Here is a 15,416-nt window from a genome sequence, read left to right as displayed (position 1 = left end):
CATGGCCGACACCCTCATTTTCTACGACACACCCTTCACCTCCCGCCTGTTGCTCGGCACGGCGCAATATCCCTCGCCAGCCATCCTGGCGCAGGCCGTGCGCGCGTCCGGTGCCGGTATCGTCACCGTCTCGCTGCGCCGGGAATCCGGTGGGGAGCGCAGCGGCCAGAGTTTCTGGAGCCTGATCCGAGAACTCGACGTCAAGGTGCTGCCCAACACTGCTGGCTGCCACAGCGCGAAGGAAGCGGTGACGACGGCGCAGATGGCGCGCGAAGTCTTCGGCACACCCTGGATCAAGCTGGAGGTGATCGGCGAGGCCGATACCTTGCAGCCCGATGTCTTCGGCCTGGTGGAAGCGGCCCGCATCCTCATTTCCGAAGGCTTCGAGGTCTTTCCCTACACCACCGAAGACCTGGTGGTCGCCGAACGCCTGGTCAATGCCGGCTGCCGGGTCCTGATGCCCTGGGGCGCGCCGATCGGCTCGGCGCGCGGCCTCAACAATGTCTATGGCTTGCGCAGCATGCGCGCGCATTTCCCCGACATTCCGCTGGTTGTTGATGCCGGCATCGGCACGCCTTCACATGCAGCGCACGCCATGGAACTCGGCTATGACGCGGTGCTGCTCAACACCGCCGTCGCCAAGGCGGGCGATCCCGCCGGCATGGCGCGGGCCTTTGCGCTGGGTATCGAGGCCGGGCGGCTCGCCTTCCTCGCCGACCCCATGGTGCCGCGTGACATGGCGGCTCCCTCGACGCCGGTCTTCGGCAAGGCGGTGCTGGCATGAGCATCATCGACACTATCTGGCGTCTCGATCCCTTCTATCCCGTGGTCGAGAGCGTCGACTGGGTAGAGCGCCTGGTGAAGCAGGGCACGAAACTGGTGCAGTTGCGCATCAAAGAACGCGACGACGAGACGGCGCTGCCCGAGATCCGCGCCGCCTTGGCAGTCTGCCGCGCCCATGGCGCCGATCTGGTGGTGAACGACTATTGGCAGGCGGCCATCGCGGCCGGCGCCGATTTCCTCCATCTCGGCCAGGGCGACCTCGACACCGCCGACCTCGCGGCCATACGCAGCGCGGGCCTGAAGCTTGGCATCTCGACGCATGATCATGCCGAACTTGCGCGCGCGCTCGCATGCGGGCCTGATTATGTGGCGCTGGGACCTATCTATCCCACCACGCTCAAGGTGATGCCTTTCGCGCCGCAGGGGCTCGAGCGCATCGGCGAATGGAAGAAGCTGATCGGCAAGCTACCGCTGGTCGCCATCGGCGGCATCACCCTCGAACGGGCGGCGGGTTGTCTCGCCGCAGGGGCCGACGCAACAGCCATGGTCAGCGACGTTACCCGTCATCCCGACCCGGATGCACGGATCCAGGCATGGCTGACGGCAACCCGGCCAGCTTCGGTCAGGGCATGACGGCGATCGCGCTCAGCATTGCCGGTTCCGATTCGGGCGGCGGCGCCGGCATCCAGGCCGATCTTGCCGCCTTTCGCGCCTTCGGCGTGTTCGGCACCACGGCAATCACCGCAGTTACGGCGCAGAACACCTGTGGCATCCGCGCCATCCACGCGGTGCCGCCGCCGGTGCTCGCCGTGCAGATCGAGGCCGTGCTCGACGATTTCGACGTCGCCGCCATCAAGATCGGCATGGTGCCGACAGCCGAACACGCACGAATCATCGCCGAACTGCTGGCAGACCGGCGGCTACCGATCGTGCTCGATCCCGTGATGTCAGCCACCACAGGTCGGCTGCTGGGCGAGACGGGCACATTTGAGGCCCTCAAATCCCATCTCCTGCCACTGGCCACCTGCCTCACGCCGAATCTGCCGGAAGCAGCGGCCCTGCTGAACGGCGCGCCAGCGGAGGGTGAAGCAGAGATGGTCGAGCAGGCCCAGGCACTCCTCGGCCTCGGCCCGCAGGCGGTACTGCTGAAGGGAGGGCATGGCCATCTCGGCGAGGCGGTCGATATTCTCGCCATCCGCGACGGCACCCGGCGCTTTGCCGGCGCCTGGGTCAGGAGCCCGAACCTGCACGGGACTGGCTGTGCCCTCTCGTCGGCCATCGCCGCCAATCTCGCAGGCGGCTGTACGCTTGCCGAGGCGGTTCACCACGCCAAGCAATGGCTGGCAGGTCGCCTCAAAGCTGGAATCGGGCTTCAGATCGGGCGGGGCAGCGGTCCTGCCGTGCCTTTCTGAGAGAAAATCGGGCAGCCATGCGAAAGATGCAGAGCAGCCCCTTCATTGCAGCAAAGCAATCCCATGCCACATTCCGCCCCATAATGTGGCGCAAATAGGGCAGGTTCTTTGCACAACTGCCGATGGGATCGACTTGGCTGCGAATGTGCTGCAGAGCAGCATGAAGCGTCCCACAAGCATAGATGCCCTTTCATCGCCTCCCTTACCCATGATATCGCGCAGCTAATTCATTGATGTTCGACTTGAACAACACGTATAGATCCAACGATTTCATGAATTATTATAAAAAAAGAATTTTATTGGGAGAAATTTTATGATCATGGAAGTTATTTAATTGCATTTTAACTATCCGAGGTCATCACGCCTGTCTTATTTTTGCCTTGAAATCTGCGCGGACCTGTCACCAGTTCGAAAGCCGGTGTGGCGAAAACGCTACAGACTCCGTCAACGCTTTCTGCTTATATCCAGCCACTGTGATTTCCGGTTTTTTGGAGTATCGAACTATGAAAATGCGTTTGGCCCTCGCGGCTCTTCTGTTGACCTCGACCTCGGCCTTCGCTGCCGACCTGGCTCCCCAGGCTGTCGAGCCGGTCGCTCCGGTCGTCGCTCCCGTCTACAACTGGACCGGCTTCTACGCTGGTGTCCATGCCGGTGCGGCCATCGGCCAGGGCAAGATTGACCGCGCCAAGCTCAATGGCACTGGTTTCCTCGGCGGCGTGCATGCCGGCTACAATGCCCAGTTCGACGGCGGCTGGGTCGTCGGCCTCGAGACCGACATCGACTATTCGAGCGTCAAGAAGTCCAAGTCGGTCACCGACGGCAACATCGTCACTCGCGCCACGCTCAAGAACGAGTGGCAGGGTTCGACCCGCGCTCGCTTCGGTTATGCCTTCGACAACATCCTGCCCTACGTGACGGGTGGTGTTGCCTACGGCAACGTCAAGACCAGCATTGCCGGCGTTGGTTCCAAGACCGACACCCGCGTTGGTTGGACGGCTGGCGCTGGCGTCGAGTACGCCATCGACCAGAACTGGATCGTCCGCGGCGAAGCCCGTTATGTTGACCTCGGCGACAAGAACAGCACCTTCGGTGGCACCCGCCACAAGGTGAAGTTCAACTCCACCGACCTGACCCTCGGCGTCAGCTACAAGTTCTGATCCGCGTATCTGGATCATTGCGTAAGGGAGAGCCCGGCGAAAGCCGGGCTTTTTCTTTGTAGCACTCCTCGAAACAAGGCTATCTGGACTTACTTGCCGACAGGCACGGTGAAAGCCCCGCTTTTCATCCGCAAATTTATCGAGACCTCCTATTGTCAAGTGGCCGAAAGAAAGTGCGATTTGCCTGATCTGAAACGAGGCCGTGACGGTACGCAGCGGTGAGCACCAATTGGGGGGGCAGGGCATTATCTACAGCACTAAGTGAATGCGGAGGGCAGCGACGCCGACAATACTTAGATTTGCATTACCGCCCTCCCATGCACGCCCCATATAATTTCTCAAATAACATCGATATCAATTTCAAAATATTTTCGAATCTTTGTGATTTAAAAACAAAAATCCTAAAATACATGAAATTTTAACCATACGGGTTCGAAAAAAAATCTTCGGCCTTTGTGGAAATTCCAGCCAAACCCAATTCGTTTGTCTGGCACTGTGACCGGAATGCTACAGACTCCCTGGATGGTTTCTGTTTATATGCTCCCACACTGAATTTCCGTTCTGGAGCTCTAGTAATGAAAATGCGTTTGGCCCTCGCGGCTCTCCTTCTCACCTCGACCTCGGCCTTCGCTGCCGACCTGGCTCCCCAGGCTGTCGAGCCGGTCGCTCCGGTCGTCGCTCCCGTCTACAACTGGACCGGCTTCTACGCTGGTGTCCACGCTGGCGCTCTGGTCGGCCAGGGTAAGGTTGACCGCGCCAAGTTCGACGGTGCCGGCTTCATCGGCGGCGTGCATGCCGGCTACAATGCTCAGTTCGATGGCGGTTGGGTCGTCGGTCTTGAGACGGACATCGACTACTCGAGCTTCAAGAAGTCGAAGTCGATCACCGACGGTAACATCGTCACTCGCGGCACCCTCAAGAGCGAATGGCAGGGTTCGACCCGCGCTCGCGTCGGTTATGCCTTCGACAACATCCTGCCCTACGTGACGGGTGGTGTTGCTTATGGCAACGTCAAGACCAGCATTGCCGGCATCGGTTCCAAGACCGATACCCGCGTTGGTTGGACCGCTGGCGCCGGCGTCGAGTACGCCATCGACCCGAACTGGATCGTGCGTGGTGAGGCCCGCTACATCGACCTCGGCGACAAGAGCGTCACCATTGCCGGCAACCGCACGAAGGTGAAGTTCGACGCTGTCGATCTGAACCTCGGCGTGAGCTACAAGTTCTGATCTGCGTATCTGGATCATTGCGTAAGGAAAAGCCCGGTTCGTCCGGGCTTTTTCTTTTTTCAAGGCACTGATTAGAAACAGTCATATGCTCTGGCAGCGACGGCGAGAATACGGGAGGAGCCTCAAGCCCCATCAATGCCGTCGCATTGGCCGCCACTGCAACCCTCACTTCCAGTCATTTTCCCAAATCACTTTCAAGGCTTCGTCATGTCCGCCGTTCAGGACACGCCCTCCCTACTTCGTCATGGCGGTTTCAGGCAATTCTGGTCGGCCCGCGTGCTTTCCACCGGCTGTTTCCAGATCGTCTCGGTGGTGATCGGCTGGCAGATCTATGATCTTACCCGTTCCGCCCTTCATCTCGGCCTCGTCGGCCTGTGCCAATTCCTGCCGATGCTGGTGCTGACCATTCCGGCGGGCCACATTGCGGATCGCTTCGACCGGCGTACGGTCGTGCGTTGCTGCCAGATGGTGGCGGGACTGACGGGGGCCGCGCTGGCTTTTGCCTCGTGGCAGGGCATGATCAGCCCGACGATCATTTTCGCCGCCGCCGTCGTGATCGGCGCTTGTCGCACTTTCGAGATGCCGACGACAGCCGCTCTGCTACCAATGATCGTCAGCCCCCTCCAATTGCCGCGAGCCCTTGCATTGTCGGCCTCCGCCATCCAGACCGCCACCATCATCGGTCCCGCCTTGGGTGGCCTGCTCTATATCATCGGCCCCGGCTCAGCCTATCTTTTCGTGGCTTTGTTCTACGGCCTGGCCTCGATCCTGGTTTCACGCCTGCGGATCCTCACACCATCATCTGCGCGCGAGCCGGCAACTCTCAGATCGGTGTTCTCGGGCTTCTCCTTCATCAGGAGCCGGCCGATCATACTCGGAGCGATCTCGCTCGACATGGTCGCGGTGCTGCTCGGCGGCGCTACGGCATTGCTGCCGATCTATGCCCGCGACATTCTCCACACGAATGCCTTCGGCCTCGGCGTGCTCCGGGCATCCCCGGCCCTCGGCGCCCTGTCCATGTCCCTGATTCTGGCGCGTTGGCCGCTGGAGCGGCGGGTTGGCCTGAAGATGTTCGCGGCTGTCGCAGTGTTCGGCCTGGCCACCATCGTCTTCGGCCTGTCGTCCTGGTTTGCGCTCTCGCTGCCGGCGCTGGTGGTCATGGGGGCCGCCGATGTCGTGAGCGTGGTGGTGCGTTCAACCCTGGTCCAACTCGGCACGCCCGATGCGATGCGTGGGCGCGTCAGCGCCGTCAACTCGATGTTTGTCGGCACTTCGAACCAATTGGGAGAGTTCGAATCGGGCCTTACTGCCGCACTGTTCGGCCCGGTTGAGGCCGTGGTGCTGGGCGGCCTGGGCACGATCCTCGTCGCTCTTGCCTGGTCGCGCCTGTTCAAGCCATTGCGCGATGCCGACCGTTTCCCCAGCAGGAGCGCCTGAGTTCGGCCGGCCTGACCCTCATTCACTACCCGCTCATCCACCCTTACACGACATGCCTCGACAAGTCGCGTCGGCCTGCCCATGGTGCCGATATGCGCACGCCATCCTTCAAACGCGATTCGAAGCCGGCCCCTCCCGACGAGGTACCCGGAGAGCTGACGATCTCCGGCGTTATCGACCGAGTGACCTATCACAATGCCGAAAACGGCTTTGCGGTACTGCGTGTAAAGATCAAGGGCCGCAAGGATCTTGCCACCGTGCTCGGCCGCACCGCCGCGATCGCGCCCGGCGAGAAGCTCGAAGCCGAGGGGCGCTGGAGCGTCGACCCCGAGCGTGGCCTACAGTTTCGCGCCGATGTCATCCGGACCACCCCGCCGGGCTCCGCCTCGGGCATTGAACGCTACCTCGCTTCCGGCCTGGTGCGCGGCATCGGCCAGGAGACCGCCAAGAAGCTGGTCGCGGCCTTCGGCAAGGACACCCTCAAGGTGCTCGACAGCGAACCGGACCGGCTGAGTGAGGTGGCGGGCCTGTCGCCCCAGCGCATCCGGTTGATCCGGGAAGGTTGGAGCGCCCAGCAGGAATTTCGCGACGTCCTGGTGTTCCTCACCGAGCATGGACTCGGCGCGACGCGCGCCGCCAGCGTGCAGAAGGCGCTGGGCACCAATGCCGTCGAGCTGATCAAGGCCGACCCCTATCGCCTGTCACGCGAGATCAAAGGGTTCGACTTCCGCACCGCCGACCAGTTCGCCCTCAGTCTCGGGCGTGAGCGCGAGGATCCTTCGCGCCTCACCGCCGGCCTGCTCTGGGCGCTGGGCGAAGGCGCCACCAACGGCCATTGCGGTGTGCCGCGCGAAGCCTTGTTCGAACGGGCCGGGCGGGTGCTGGAGGTCGACGACTATCTCTTCAACGATGCGGCCACTCGCCTGCTGCAGACTCGCTCGATCATCGGCGACACCATCGAGGGGGCGCCGTCCTACTTCCTGCCGGCGTTGTGGAACGCCGAGGAGGCCGTCGCCACGCGGCTGAAGCAAATGGCCGGTGGCAACCCACCCTGGCGCCAGGAGGACCTGCACCAGGCGGTGCTGGACACGGAAGCGCGCACAGCCAAGCGTCTCGCTCCCGCCCAGGCCCTGGCGGTGGAAACCGCCCTCGCCTCCAAGCTGCTGGTCATTACCGGCGGCCCCGGCGTCGGCAAGACCACCATCATCGATACCATCATCAAGGCGCTCGAACGCAAGGACGTGACGATCGCGCTGTGTGCGCCGACGGGTCGTGCCGCCAAACGCATGGCCGAAAGCACCGGCCAGGAGGCCAAGACTATCCATCGCCTGCTGGAAATCGATCCGATTTCCGGCACTTTCCGCCGGCAGCGAGCCTATCCGCTCGATGCCGACCTCGTCATCGCCGACGAGGCCAGCATGATCGACATCGAGCTGATGCGCGCTCTGCTCGATGCCCTTTCGCCGCGCGCTGCCCTCGTCCTGGTGGGCGATTCCGACCAGCTTCCTTCCGTCGGCGCCGGTCAGGTGCTGGCCGATATCATCGCATCCGAGGTCATCCCGGTGGTCAGGCTCACCGAAGTGTTCCGCCAGGCCGAGACCAGCCGCATCATCGCCGCCGCGCATGCCGTCAATCACGGCGAGGTCCCGGAGGGGGCCAAGAGCCCGGATGAGGGTGATTTCTTCGTCGTCGACATGGCGTCGGCCGAGGATGGCGCCAACAAGGTCGTCGACATCGTCACCAATCGCCTGCCGCGCCGTTTCGGCCTCGATCCCGTCAGGGACATTCATGTGCTGACCCCCATGAACAAGGGGCCGCTCGGTTCGCAGACGCTGACGCAGGCCCTGCGAGAAGTCCTCAATCCGACCCGCGAGGGCGCGATCGTGCGCGAATTCGGCACCTTCGCTCCGCATGACAAGGTCATGCAGATCGACAATGACTACGACCGCGAAATCTTCAACGGCGATATCGGCTTCATCACACGCACCGATGTGAAGGTGGGGCAGCTCACCGTCACCTTCGACGGACGCGACGTCCACTACACCACCGCGCAGCTCGACAGCTTGGTGCCGGCCTACGCCACCACCATCCACAAGGCCCAGGGTTCGGAATATCCGGCGGTGGTGGTGGTGATCTCCAACGCGCACTATCCGATGCTGGCCCGCAACCTGCTCTACACGGCCATTACCCGCGGCAAGCGCCTGGTTGTGGTCGTCGCCGAGAAGCGCGCTTTGCGACTGGCGGCGGAAAATGCCATGGGGCGCCGACGCTGGACCCGGCTGCGGGAGAAACTGGCTGCGCCGACGCCGAATGTTTCCTGAAGAACGCTTGCTGTCGTGGCGCAGCGCTATACAAAGACAGTTGGGCGAAGGGGGGACAGCAGGAATGCGGCGGATACGGACGATTGGCGCTTGCTTGCTGGCGATTTCGGCCGTCTGGGCCGGCCATGCCTTCGCCCAGACGAAGCCTGCGCCCACCACGCCGGCACCGGCCGCTCCCGTCGATACCGTCTTCGAAGCGGCCAAGGCAGCCGCCTCGGCGATGGGGGCGGAGGATTTTGCCTCCATCCAGCAGGACCTGATCTGGACCGGCGATCTCAACTCCCTGCCTTCAGGCGAGATGGGCAAGCGCAGCTATGAGGCCATCCGCGCCTTCCAGAAGCGGATCAAGGCCAAGGAAACCGGCATATTCACGCCGCCTCAGCGCATCACTCTTGCCCAGCACGCCGCCAAGTTCACGGCCCGTTACGGCTTTACGACCATCACCGAGCACGGCATCACGCTGGGCTATCCGGCCAAGCTCACCACCGCGCGCACGGAAGGCAAGAACGGTCCCCATTTCGCTACGCCCAAGAACGACGTCACCCTCGACATTCTCGCCATCCCCGCCGAGAAGGAGAGCTTCGAGGCCTTGTTCGCACGCCTCAAGACCGAGCGCCCCGGTCGCAAGGTGACCTATTCACTGCTGCGCCCGGATTTCCTGGTGGTCGCCGGCAGCAATGACGGCAAGAGCTTCTATCTGCGCTTCGTCAAGACCGACACCGATTCACGCGGCTTCGCGCTCGGCTGGGACCCGGCGCTTTCCCCCGGCTTCGACCGCGTTTCCATCGCAATGGCCTCATCGATGAAATTGGCCGATAGCGGTAAGCCAGCCGCCACCGAGGCTCCTCCGATTGCCAAGCCCGCCGACAAGCCGGCTCAGGCCCCCGAGCCGTCGAAACCGGCAGGACCGCCCGTGCCATTGCCGTCGGGCGCCTCGACGGCGGCCAAGACTGGCTTGGGCACCCTGGTGTCATCGAACGGCGATATTTTGACCTATGCCGGCCTGGTGGCCGGGTGCGAGACAGTGACGCTCCAGGGCGGTGCCACGGCCAAGGTGATCGGCGGCGACCTCGGCAACGACGTCGCGCTGGTCCGAGCAACCCCACCCCCCGGCCCGGCGCCTCTCGCCTGGCGGCAGCCGCCCCTGACACAAGGCGAGGCCGTCGCTCTGCTGTCCGGCCCCACACCGACAGCGACCACCGTCACGGCGCTGATCGGCGGCAACGACGACAGTCGCCGCATCTCGCTGGGCTCAGGCGCACCTGGCGCCCTGATCGATAAGGACGGGGCCCTAGCAGGCCTCGCCGCCGCCAACGGCGAAGCGACGGCCTTGAAGGGACTGTTCGTCACCGCTTTCCTGCGCGCCAGTGGCGTCACCCCTCCGGAACGCGGCGGTGACCCGAGCAAAGCCACCGTCACACTGAGCTGCACGCCCAAATCATAGAGCAAAGGCCGCGTCCACCAACCGGCGCATTACTTCCTTATCGCCCCACCCGCAGCGCAGCGGTAAGAAAAGACCACTATCCTTCTTCGCGGAGAACGGTGCTTCGCTACGATAGGTCCCGGTGCATCGTCGTCTGCACTTTTCATTATTGCCAAACGCCAATCCATTGTAACAAATGGTCCAGAGTTCGGCCCCGTCTCCAAGCCTGCCGACGAGGATCCCGGCGGGCACGGATCTCAAGCGGGTTGCCGGCTCGCTGTATGGGCCGAGGTAAGACTTGAGATGTTTCGACTGAAGGCGATCGCCGCTTCCCTCAGCGGGAAACTCTGCCTGTTCATGGCCCTTGCTGTGGCCGCGCCCCATGTTGCGCTAAGCCAGGAGGGCACCTTCGCCTCGGCCCAGGCGGCGGCCAACCAGTTGAGCGCCCAGCAAATCGCCAATCTACAGGAAGACCTGGCCTGGGCCGGCATGTTTTCGGAAGGGGGTTCTCCCCCTGTTTCGGGAATTTTCTACAACGCTACATACCAGGCCATCCGCCAATATCAACGCAGCAACAATCTGCCTGAAACGGGTGCGCCCAGTGCGGCCCTGGTCAGTGAATTGGACGGCCGCGTCGCCTCGATCCGGCGCACGGCCAATCTCAAGACCCTGGAAAACAGCGTCCTGAAGATCAGCTACCCTGCCGGCGTGCTGACCAAACAGCAGGCAGTCAAGGGGGATACACGCTATACGACGCCATCGGGCGACGCGATCGTCCAACTGGTCAACATGGCGGGATCGCGCGAGCGGCTCGATCGAATGTTCGCCGACATGAAGAAGGCGGCCGGCAAGGTAAAATACGCCATCATGCTCGATGATCAGGGTGAGGCACAGCCCACCCGTTTCGTGATCGTCGGCGGTGATGCCAAACAAGGCCTCTATACGAGCATCGCGCAGAAGGACGATGCAATCGTCGGCTTCATCGCCAGCTGGGATCGCAAGAAAAGGCCCAGTTTCACGAATGCCGCCATCGTCATGGCCCTTTCGATCCGGCCGAAGACCATTGCCAATCCCTATGCCGCAGCAGCGGCTGGACAGAACGCGCAAGGCACCACCAAGATGTCGACGGCCGAACTGAACCGGCAGCTCGACATCTGCGCCAAGGCAAAGGATGCCGCCGAGATCGTCACCGCATGCACGGCGGCGTTGTCGGCCGACACCCTGCTGGCGAAAAACCGGCCGACCCTCCTGTTCAATCGCGCCGTCGGTTACAACAGACAGAACAAGGCCGATCTGGCCCTTGCCGATCTCGACCAGGCCATCGCCATCGATCCCGATCAGGCAAGCTATTACACACAGCGTGGACATGTGCGCTACGGCCAGTCGAAATATGACGCGGCAGTGGCGGATTACAGCCAGGCCATCGCCAAGAAAACGCCGACGGCCGCCGACTACACCAATCGCGGCAACAGCTATTTCGGCCTGGAAGACTACCAGAAGGCTGTCGCCGATTACGATGCATCGCTGCGCCTCAATCCCGATGACATCGACACCCGCGCCTTTCGCGGTTCGGCCCTGCTGAGGCTGAGCAGGCCGGCGGAGGCCATGGCCGATCTGAACTTCACCATCGAGCGGGGCGGAGACAAGGTCGGCGCCGGCGACTACAAGAATCGCGGCGAAGCGCTGGCCGAACTCGGCCGCGCGGATGAAGGCAGGCCGGACTTCGCCAAGGCCGAGGCCATCGCCACCGCTAAGATCGAGACGGACAGCTATAATTTGGTCTATCGCGCCTTCGCCCGGGCCTTCAATGGCAATGCCGAGGGCGCCATTGCCGATGCGGACAAATATCTGTCCATCGATCCCAAGGCCAGCGAAGCCTTCCATGCGCGCGCGCTCGGCGATGTCGCCGGGAAGGATTTCGCCAAAGCGCTCGCCGATTTCTCCCAGGCCATCAGCATGGGGCGCAAGCGGTTGTTCATCCTGCGCCAGCGCGGCGATGTCTATCTGGCGACCGGCCAACCCGAACAGGCGATCGCCGATTACCAGGCCCAGCTCAACCTCACGCCTGGTAACGCCCTGGCGATGGTGGGCCTTGAAAAGGCCAAGCAGGCGATGGCGGCCAAGCTTGTGGCGACTGCCGGCGCGCCGCAAGGCAATGGCTCCCCAGTCGCCGCCGGTTCGCCGCAGGCCGCCACGCTGGCCGCCCTGCCGCCCCAGGCCAAGGTCGCGCTCGGCCGCCGGGTCGCTCTGGTGATCGGCAATTCCAACTATGCCAATGTCGCCGCCCTGCCCAATCCCAGGAACGACGCGGCCAAGGTCGCCGACACCCTGCGCAAGATCGGCTTTGCCGAGGTGACGCTGGCCGAAGACACCGATTTCCGCAGCCTCAACCGCGCCTTGCAGGATTTCGCCAGCCAGGCTGATGGTGCCGATTGGGCGGTGATCTATTATGCCGGTCATGGCATCGAGATCGCCAACACCAATTATCTGGTGCCCGTGGATGCCAGGCTCGCCTCGGACCGCGACGTCACCTTCGAAGCCGTGCCGCTCGACCGGGTGATGGCCGCCAGCGAGGGCGCCAAGGGCATGCGCCTGGTCATTCTCGATGCCTGCCGCAACAACCCCTTCCTCGCCAACATGACACGCAAGACGGCAACGCGTGCCGTCTCGCGCGGCCTCAGCCGGGTCGAGCCGGATGGTGGCACCCTCGTCGTCTACGCCGCCAAGGCCGGCGAGGTCGCCCTCGACGGCAGTGGCGGCAACTCGCCCTTCGTCACCGCCCTGACCAGCAACCTGCAGAAGCCGGGGCTGGAGATCGGCAAGCTGTTTCGCCTGGTGCGCGACGACGTGATGAAGGCGACCGACCGCAAGCAGGAGCCCTTCACCTATGGCTCCCTGCCCGGCGAGGACTTCATCTTCAATCCAGGCTGAGGGACGGGCCGTGAATCATCCGTGTTCTCCAGGGAACTGCGGCATGTTGCGGTTGTGGCGAGAAGCTCCATGGTGCAGGAATACGCCCAAACTCAGGTCCTTCGACTTGCCGGCCGCGACCTGGCCGGCCGAAGTTCTGGCCAAAAATATCGATCCGGGGTTCCCCAATGTTGCGCTTGAAGACGATTGCCGCCCTGATCGGGCTGACGCTGGCCATCACCACCCCGGCCACGGCGCAGATCATCGACTATTCCCGCTTCGAGAAAGCCAAGCCGATCGGCGATCAATTGAGCGGCACGCAACTGCGCCTGCTTCAATCCGACCTGGCCTGGGACACCGGCTATAACAGCCTCGTCAATTTTCCCCTCTGGGGCAATTATGACGAGGGGACCTTCGTCGCGATCCGGAACTTCCAGTCGCATAACCTCAAGAGCTTTCCAAAACTCAAGCTATACCAGGAAGACGGCATCCCCTCGCCCGAGTTGATCAAGCTTGCCCGCAGCAAGGCAGCCAAGCGGCAGGCGCTGCTCGATTTCAAGACGGCCAGCGCCCAGGGCATGACCATCAACTACCCTGCCTCGCTTCTGCCGGATCGCGAGGAAACGGCGACGGGCCTGCGCCTGCGGGCGCCGCGCTGGGACATGAGCGTGGAATTGCAGGCCTTCGCGGCGGGAGACATGCCGTTCGAGGCGCGCTTCGAGGCCATGAAGGCCTCGCCCGAGATCACCAGGATCGTCCAGGCCAAACTGTTCAAGGCAAGAGCCGGGCGGAACCCGACCTATTTCGCGCTGTTCGGCACCAAGAACAGCCTGGGTTTCTATGCCCGCTTCATCAAGGCGGCCGACGGCTCGGCGCGGGGCGTGGTGATCCGCTGGAATGCCGATACCGGCAATGACAGCAATCAGATGGTGGAGATGTTCGAGGCCTATGATGCCTTCGCCGTTATCGTCGGCTCGCTGAAGCTGGACGAGGACGACAGCGATGCAGCGGCGGAGGCGCCGATCTCCGAGGCCGCCGATCTCAAGGCCAATCGTCAGCTTTGCGGAGGCGCCAAGACGGCTGATGACATCATCAAGGCGTGCAGCGACGTGCTGGCGGTGGGGGACCTGCTCCTTCCCGATACGCTTGCCGTCACCAATTCAAACCGGGGCTGGGGCTTCTACCTCAAGGGCGACTACGACAAGGCCATCGCCGACTACAACGAAGCCATTGCCCTGCGCCAGGACGACGACCTTCCCTTCTCCGGACGCGGCTATGCCCGTTTCGCCAAGGGCGACAATGCCCAGGCCATCGCCGATTTCGACCAGGCCTTGCGCCTGAAGCCCGCCCGGACCGAACTCCTGAGCTATCGCGCTTCCGCCGCCCTCAAGCTCGGCCGCCTGCAAGAAAGCGTCGACAACATCACCTCTGTGGTTGCCGGCGGCAAAGCCGTCACCCCCGATTACCTCAATCGTGGCGTCGCCCTGCTCGAACTCGGCCGCAAGGACGAGGCCACGGCGGACCTGAGCCGAGCCATCGATCTGGCGAGCAATGATTTGGCTGCCGATCCAGCCAAGAACGCCTATAGCCTGATGTATCGCGCCATGGCCAAGGCCTATGGCAATGACCCGGATGGCGCCATTGCCGACGCGACGCGCTTTCTGTCGAGCACACCGCAATCCCCCGAGGCCTTCCACGCCCGCGGGCTCGCCAACGCAGCCAAGCAGAATTACGACGCGGCCATCGCGGACTATACCAAGGCCATCGATCTGGGACGCAAGAGCTTCATCTTGCGCCAGCGCGGCGATGCCTATCTCGCCTCCGGCCAGCCCGATCTGGCCGCCACCGACTATCTGGCGATGCTGCACCAGTTTCCGACCAATCCGCTGGCCGCCTCCGGTCTCGAAAAAGCCAAGCAGGCGGTGATCCAGAAATTCGGAACGAACAATCCGCCTGCTTCGGACCCAAATGCTTCGGGGCAAGGCACACCCAGTACGCCGAAGCTCGCGCAAGCCCCCGCGGCGATGGGCAAGCGCATCGCCCTCATCATCGGCAATGGCGCCTATACCGGCACCAGCCCCCTGCCCAATCCCAAGCGTGATGCGGCCAGGTTGGCGGAGACCTTCCGCAGCATAGGCTTCACCGATGTGACGCTATTGGAGGACCTCGACAATCAGGGCTTCAACCGAGCCCTGCAGGAGTTTTCGGACAAGGCGTCGCAGGCCGATTGGGCGGTGGTCTACTATGCCGGCCACGGCATGGAGGTCGACAACGTCAACTACCTCATTCCGGTCGATGCCAAGCTGAAGAGCGATCGCGACATTCTGTTCGAGGCCGTTCCGCTCGATCGGGTGATGGCGGCCGGCGAAGGGGCCAAGTCGTTGCGACTGGTCATTCTCGATGCCTGCCGCAACAATCCCTTCGAGGGCGCCATGACCAAGAAGACCGCGACCCGCTCCGTCACGCGCGGCCTCAGCCGGGTCGAGCCAGATGGGGCGTCCCTGGTGGTCTACGCCGCCAAGGCCGGCCAGGTGGCACTGGACGGCGATAGCGGCAACTCACCCTTCGTCACCGCGCTCGACACCAATCTGCGCAAGCCCAATGTCGAGATCGGCAAGCTTTTCCGCCTGGTGCGCGACGACGTGATGAAAGCGACGGATCGCCAGCAGGAGCCCTTCACCTACGGCTCGCTGCCGGGCGAGGATTTCTTCTTCAATCAAGGCAAGTAGGGGGCGAGGCGTGTC

General features: G+C 63.1%; 10 protein-coding genes. All 10 read left to right on the top strand.

Going from position 1 to position 15,416, the window contains the following annotated elements; all coding sequences use genetic code 11:
* Position 1: 1 nt before the first annotated feature.
* The 10 genes from ACZYTC_RS21335 (at position 2) to ACZYTC_RS21290 (ending at position 15,401) form a co-directional block, all read left to right on the top strand.
* The gene (locus ACZYTC_RS21335; protein ID WP_434958513.1) at positions 2–784 is read left to right on the top strand and encodes a thiazole synthase; all 783 of its coding nucleotides are present in this window, start codon (positions 2–4) and stop codon (positions 782–784) included.
* Positions 781–1,416, top strand: a complete 636-nt coding sequence (locus tag ACZYTC_RS21330; protein WP_434958514.1) for a thiamine phosphate synthase — start codon at positions 781–783, stop codon at positions 1,414–1,416. The genes ACZYTC_RS21335 and ACZYTC_RS21330 overlap by 4 nt, the downstream gene beginning before the upstream one ends.
* Positions 1,413–2,195, top strand: coding sequence for a bifunctional hydroxymethylpyrimidine kinase/phosphomethylpyrimidine kinase (gene thiD / locus ACZYTC_RS21325; RefSeq protein WP_488990651.1), 783 nt, complete (start codon positions 1,413–1,415; stop codon positions 2,193–2,195). Before ACZYTC_RS21330 ends, thiD begins: the two co-directional genes overlap by 4 nt.
* Positions 2,196–2,698: 503 nt before the next feature.
* Positions 2,699–3,352, top strand: a complete 654-nt coding sequence (locus ACZYTC_RS21320) for an outer membrane protein (RefSeq protein WP_481273156.1) — start codon at positions 2,699–2,701, stop codon at positions 3,350–3,352.
* Between the two features lie 575 nt (positions 3,353–3,927).
* Positions 3,928–4,581: an outer membrane protein gene (locus ACZYTC_RS21315; protein ID WP_488990476.1), complete on the top strand. Its 654-nt coding sequence runs from the start codon at positions 3,928–3,930 to the stop codon at positions 4,579–4,581.
* Positions 4,582–4,788: 207 nt separating this feature from the next.
* Positions 4,789–6,018 (top strand): MFS transporter, encoded by a 1,230-nt coding sequence (locus ACZYTC_RS21310; RefSeq protein WP_488990475.1) that lies wholly within the window; start codon positions 4,789–4,791, stop codon positions 6,016–6,018.
* A gap of 92 nt (positions 6,019–6,110) precedes the next feature.
* Complete coding sequence (gene recD2 / locus ACZYTC_RS21305) at positions 6,111–8,339, top strand: SF1B family DNA helicase RecD2 (protein WP_488990474.1); 2,229 nt, start codon at positions 6,111–6,113, stop codon at positions 8,337–8,339.
* A gap of 94 nt (positions 8,340–8,433) precedes the next feature.
* Entirely contained in the window at positions 8,434–9,783 is a 1,350-nt protein-coding gene (locus ACZYTC_RS21300; protein WP_488990473.1) for a hypothetical protein, read from the top strand.
* Positions 9,784–10,065: 282 nt separating this feature from the next.
* Entirely contained in the window at positions 10,066–12,693 is a 2,628-nt protein-coding gene (locus tag ACZYTC_RS21295; protein WP_488990472.1) for a caspase family protein, read from the top strand.
* A 167-nt stretch (positions 12,694–12,860) separates the two neighbouring features.
* Positions 12,861–15,401 (top strand): caspase family protein, encoded by a 2,541-nt coding sequence (locus ACZYTC_RS21290; RefSeq protein ID WP_434958521.1) that lies wholly within the window; start codon positions 12,861–12,863, stop codon positions 15,399–15,401.
* Positions 15,402–15,416: the final 15 nt, after the last annotated feature.

This window comes from Labrys sp. F242 (assembly GCF_057813875.1).
Note: the sequence above shows the minus strand (reverse complement) of the source record. Positions and strands in the feature narration are given on the sequence as shown.

Bases quoted from the DNA above. Each gene is read 5' to 3' on its own strand.
- ACZYTC_RS21335 (WP_434958513.1), top strand. From the start codon at position 2: ATGGCCGACACCCTCATTTTCTACGACACACCCTTCACCTCCCGCCTG.
- ACZYTC_RS21330 (WP_434958514.1), top strand. From the start codon at position 781: ATGAGCATCATCGACACTATCTGGCGTCTCGATCCCTTCTATCCCGTG.
- thiD (WP_488990651.1), top strand. From the start codon at position 1,413: ATGACGGCGATCGCGCTCAGCATTGCCGGTTCCGATTCGGGCGGCGGC.
- ACZYTC_RS21320 (WP_481273156.1), top strand. From the start codon at position 2,699: ATGAAAATGCGTTTGGCCCTCGCGGCTCTTCTGTTGACCTCGACCTCG.
- ACZYTC_RS21315 (WP_488990476.1), top strand. From the start codon at position 3,928: ATGAAAATGCGTTTGGCCCTCGCGGCTCTCCTTCTCACCTCGACCTCG.
- ACZYTC_RS21310 (WP_488990475.1), top strand. From the start codon at position 4,789: ATGTCCGCCGTTCAGGACACGCCCTCCCTACTTCGTCATGGCGGTTTC.
- recD2 (WP_488990474.1), top strand. From the start codon at position 6,111: ATGCGCACGCCATCCTTCAAACGCGATTCGAAGCCGGCCCCTCCCGAC.
- ACZYTC_RS21295 (WP_488990472.1), top strand. From the start codon at position 10,066: ATGTTTCGACTGAAGGCGATCGCCGCTTCCCTCAGCGGGAAACTCTGC.
- ACZYTC_RS21290 (WP_434958521.1), top strand. From the start codon at position 12,861: ATGTTGCGCTTGAAGACGATTGCCGCCCTGATCGGGCTGACGCTGGCC.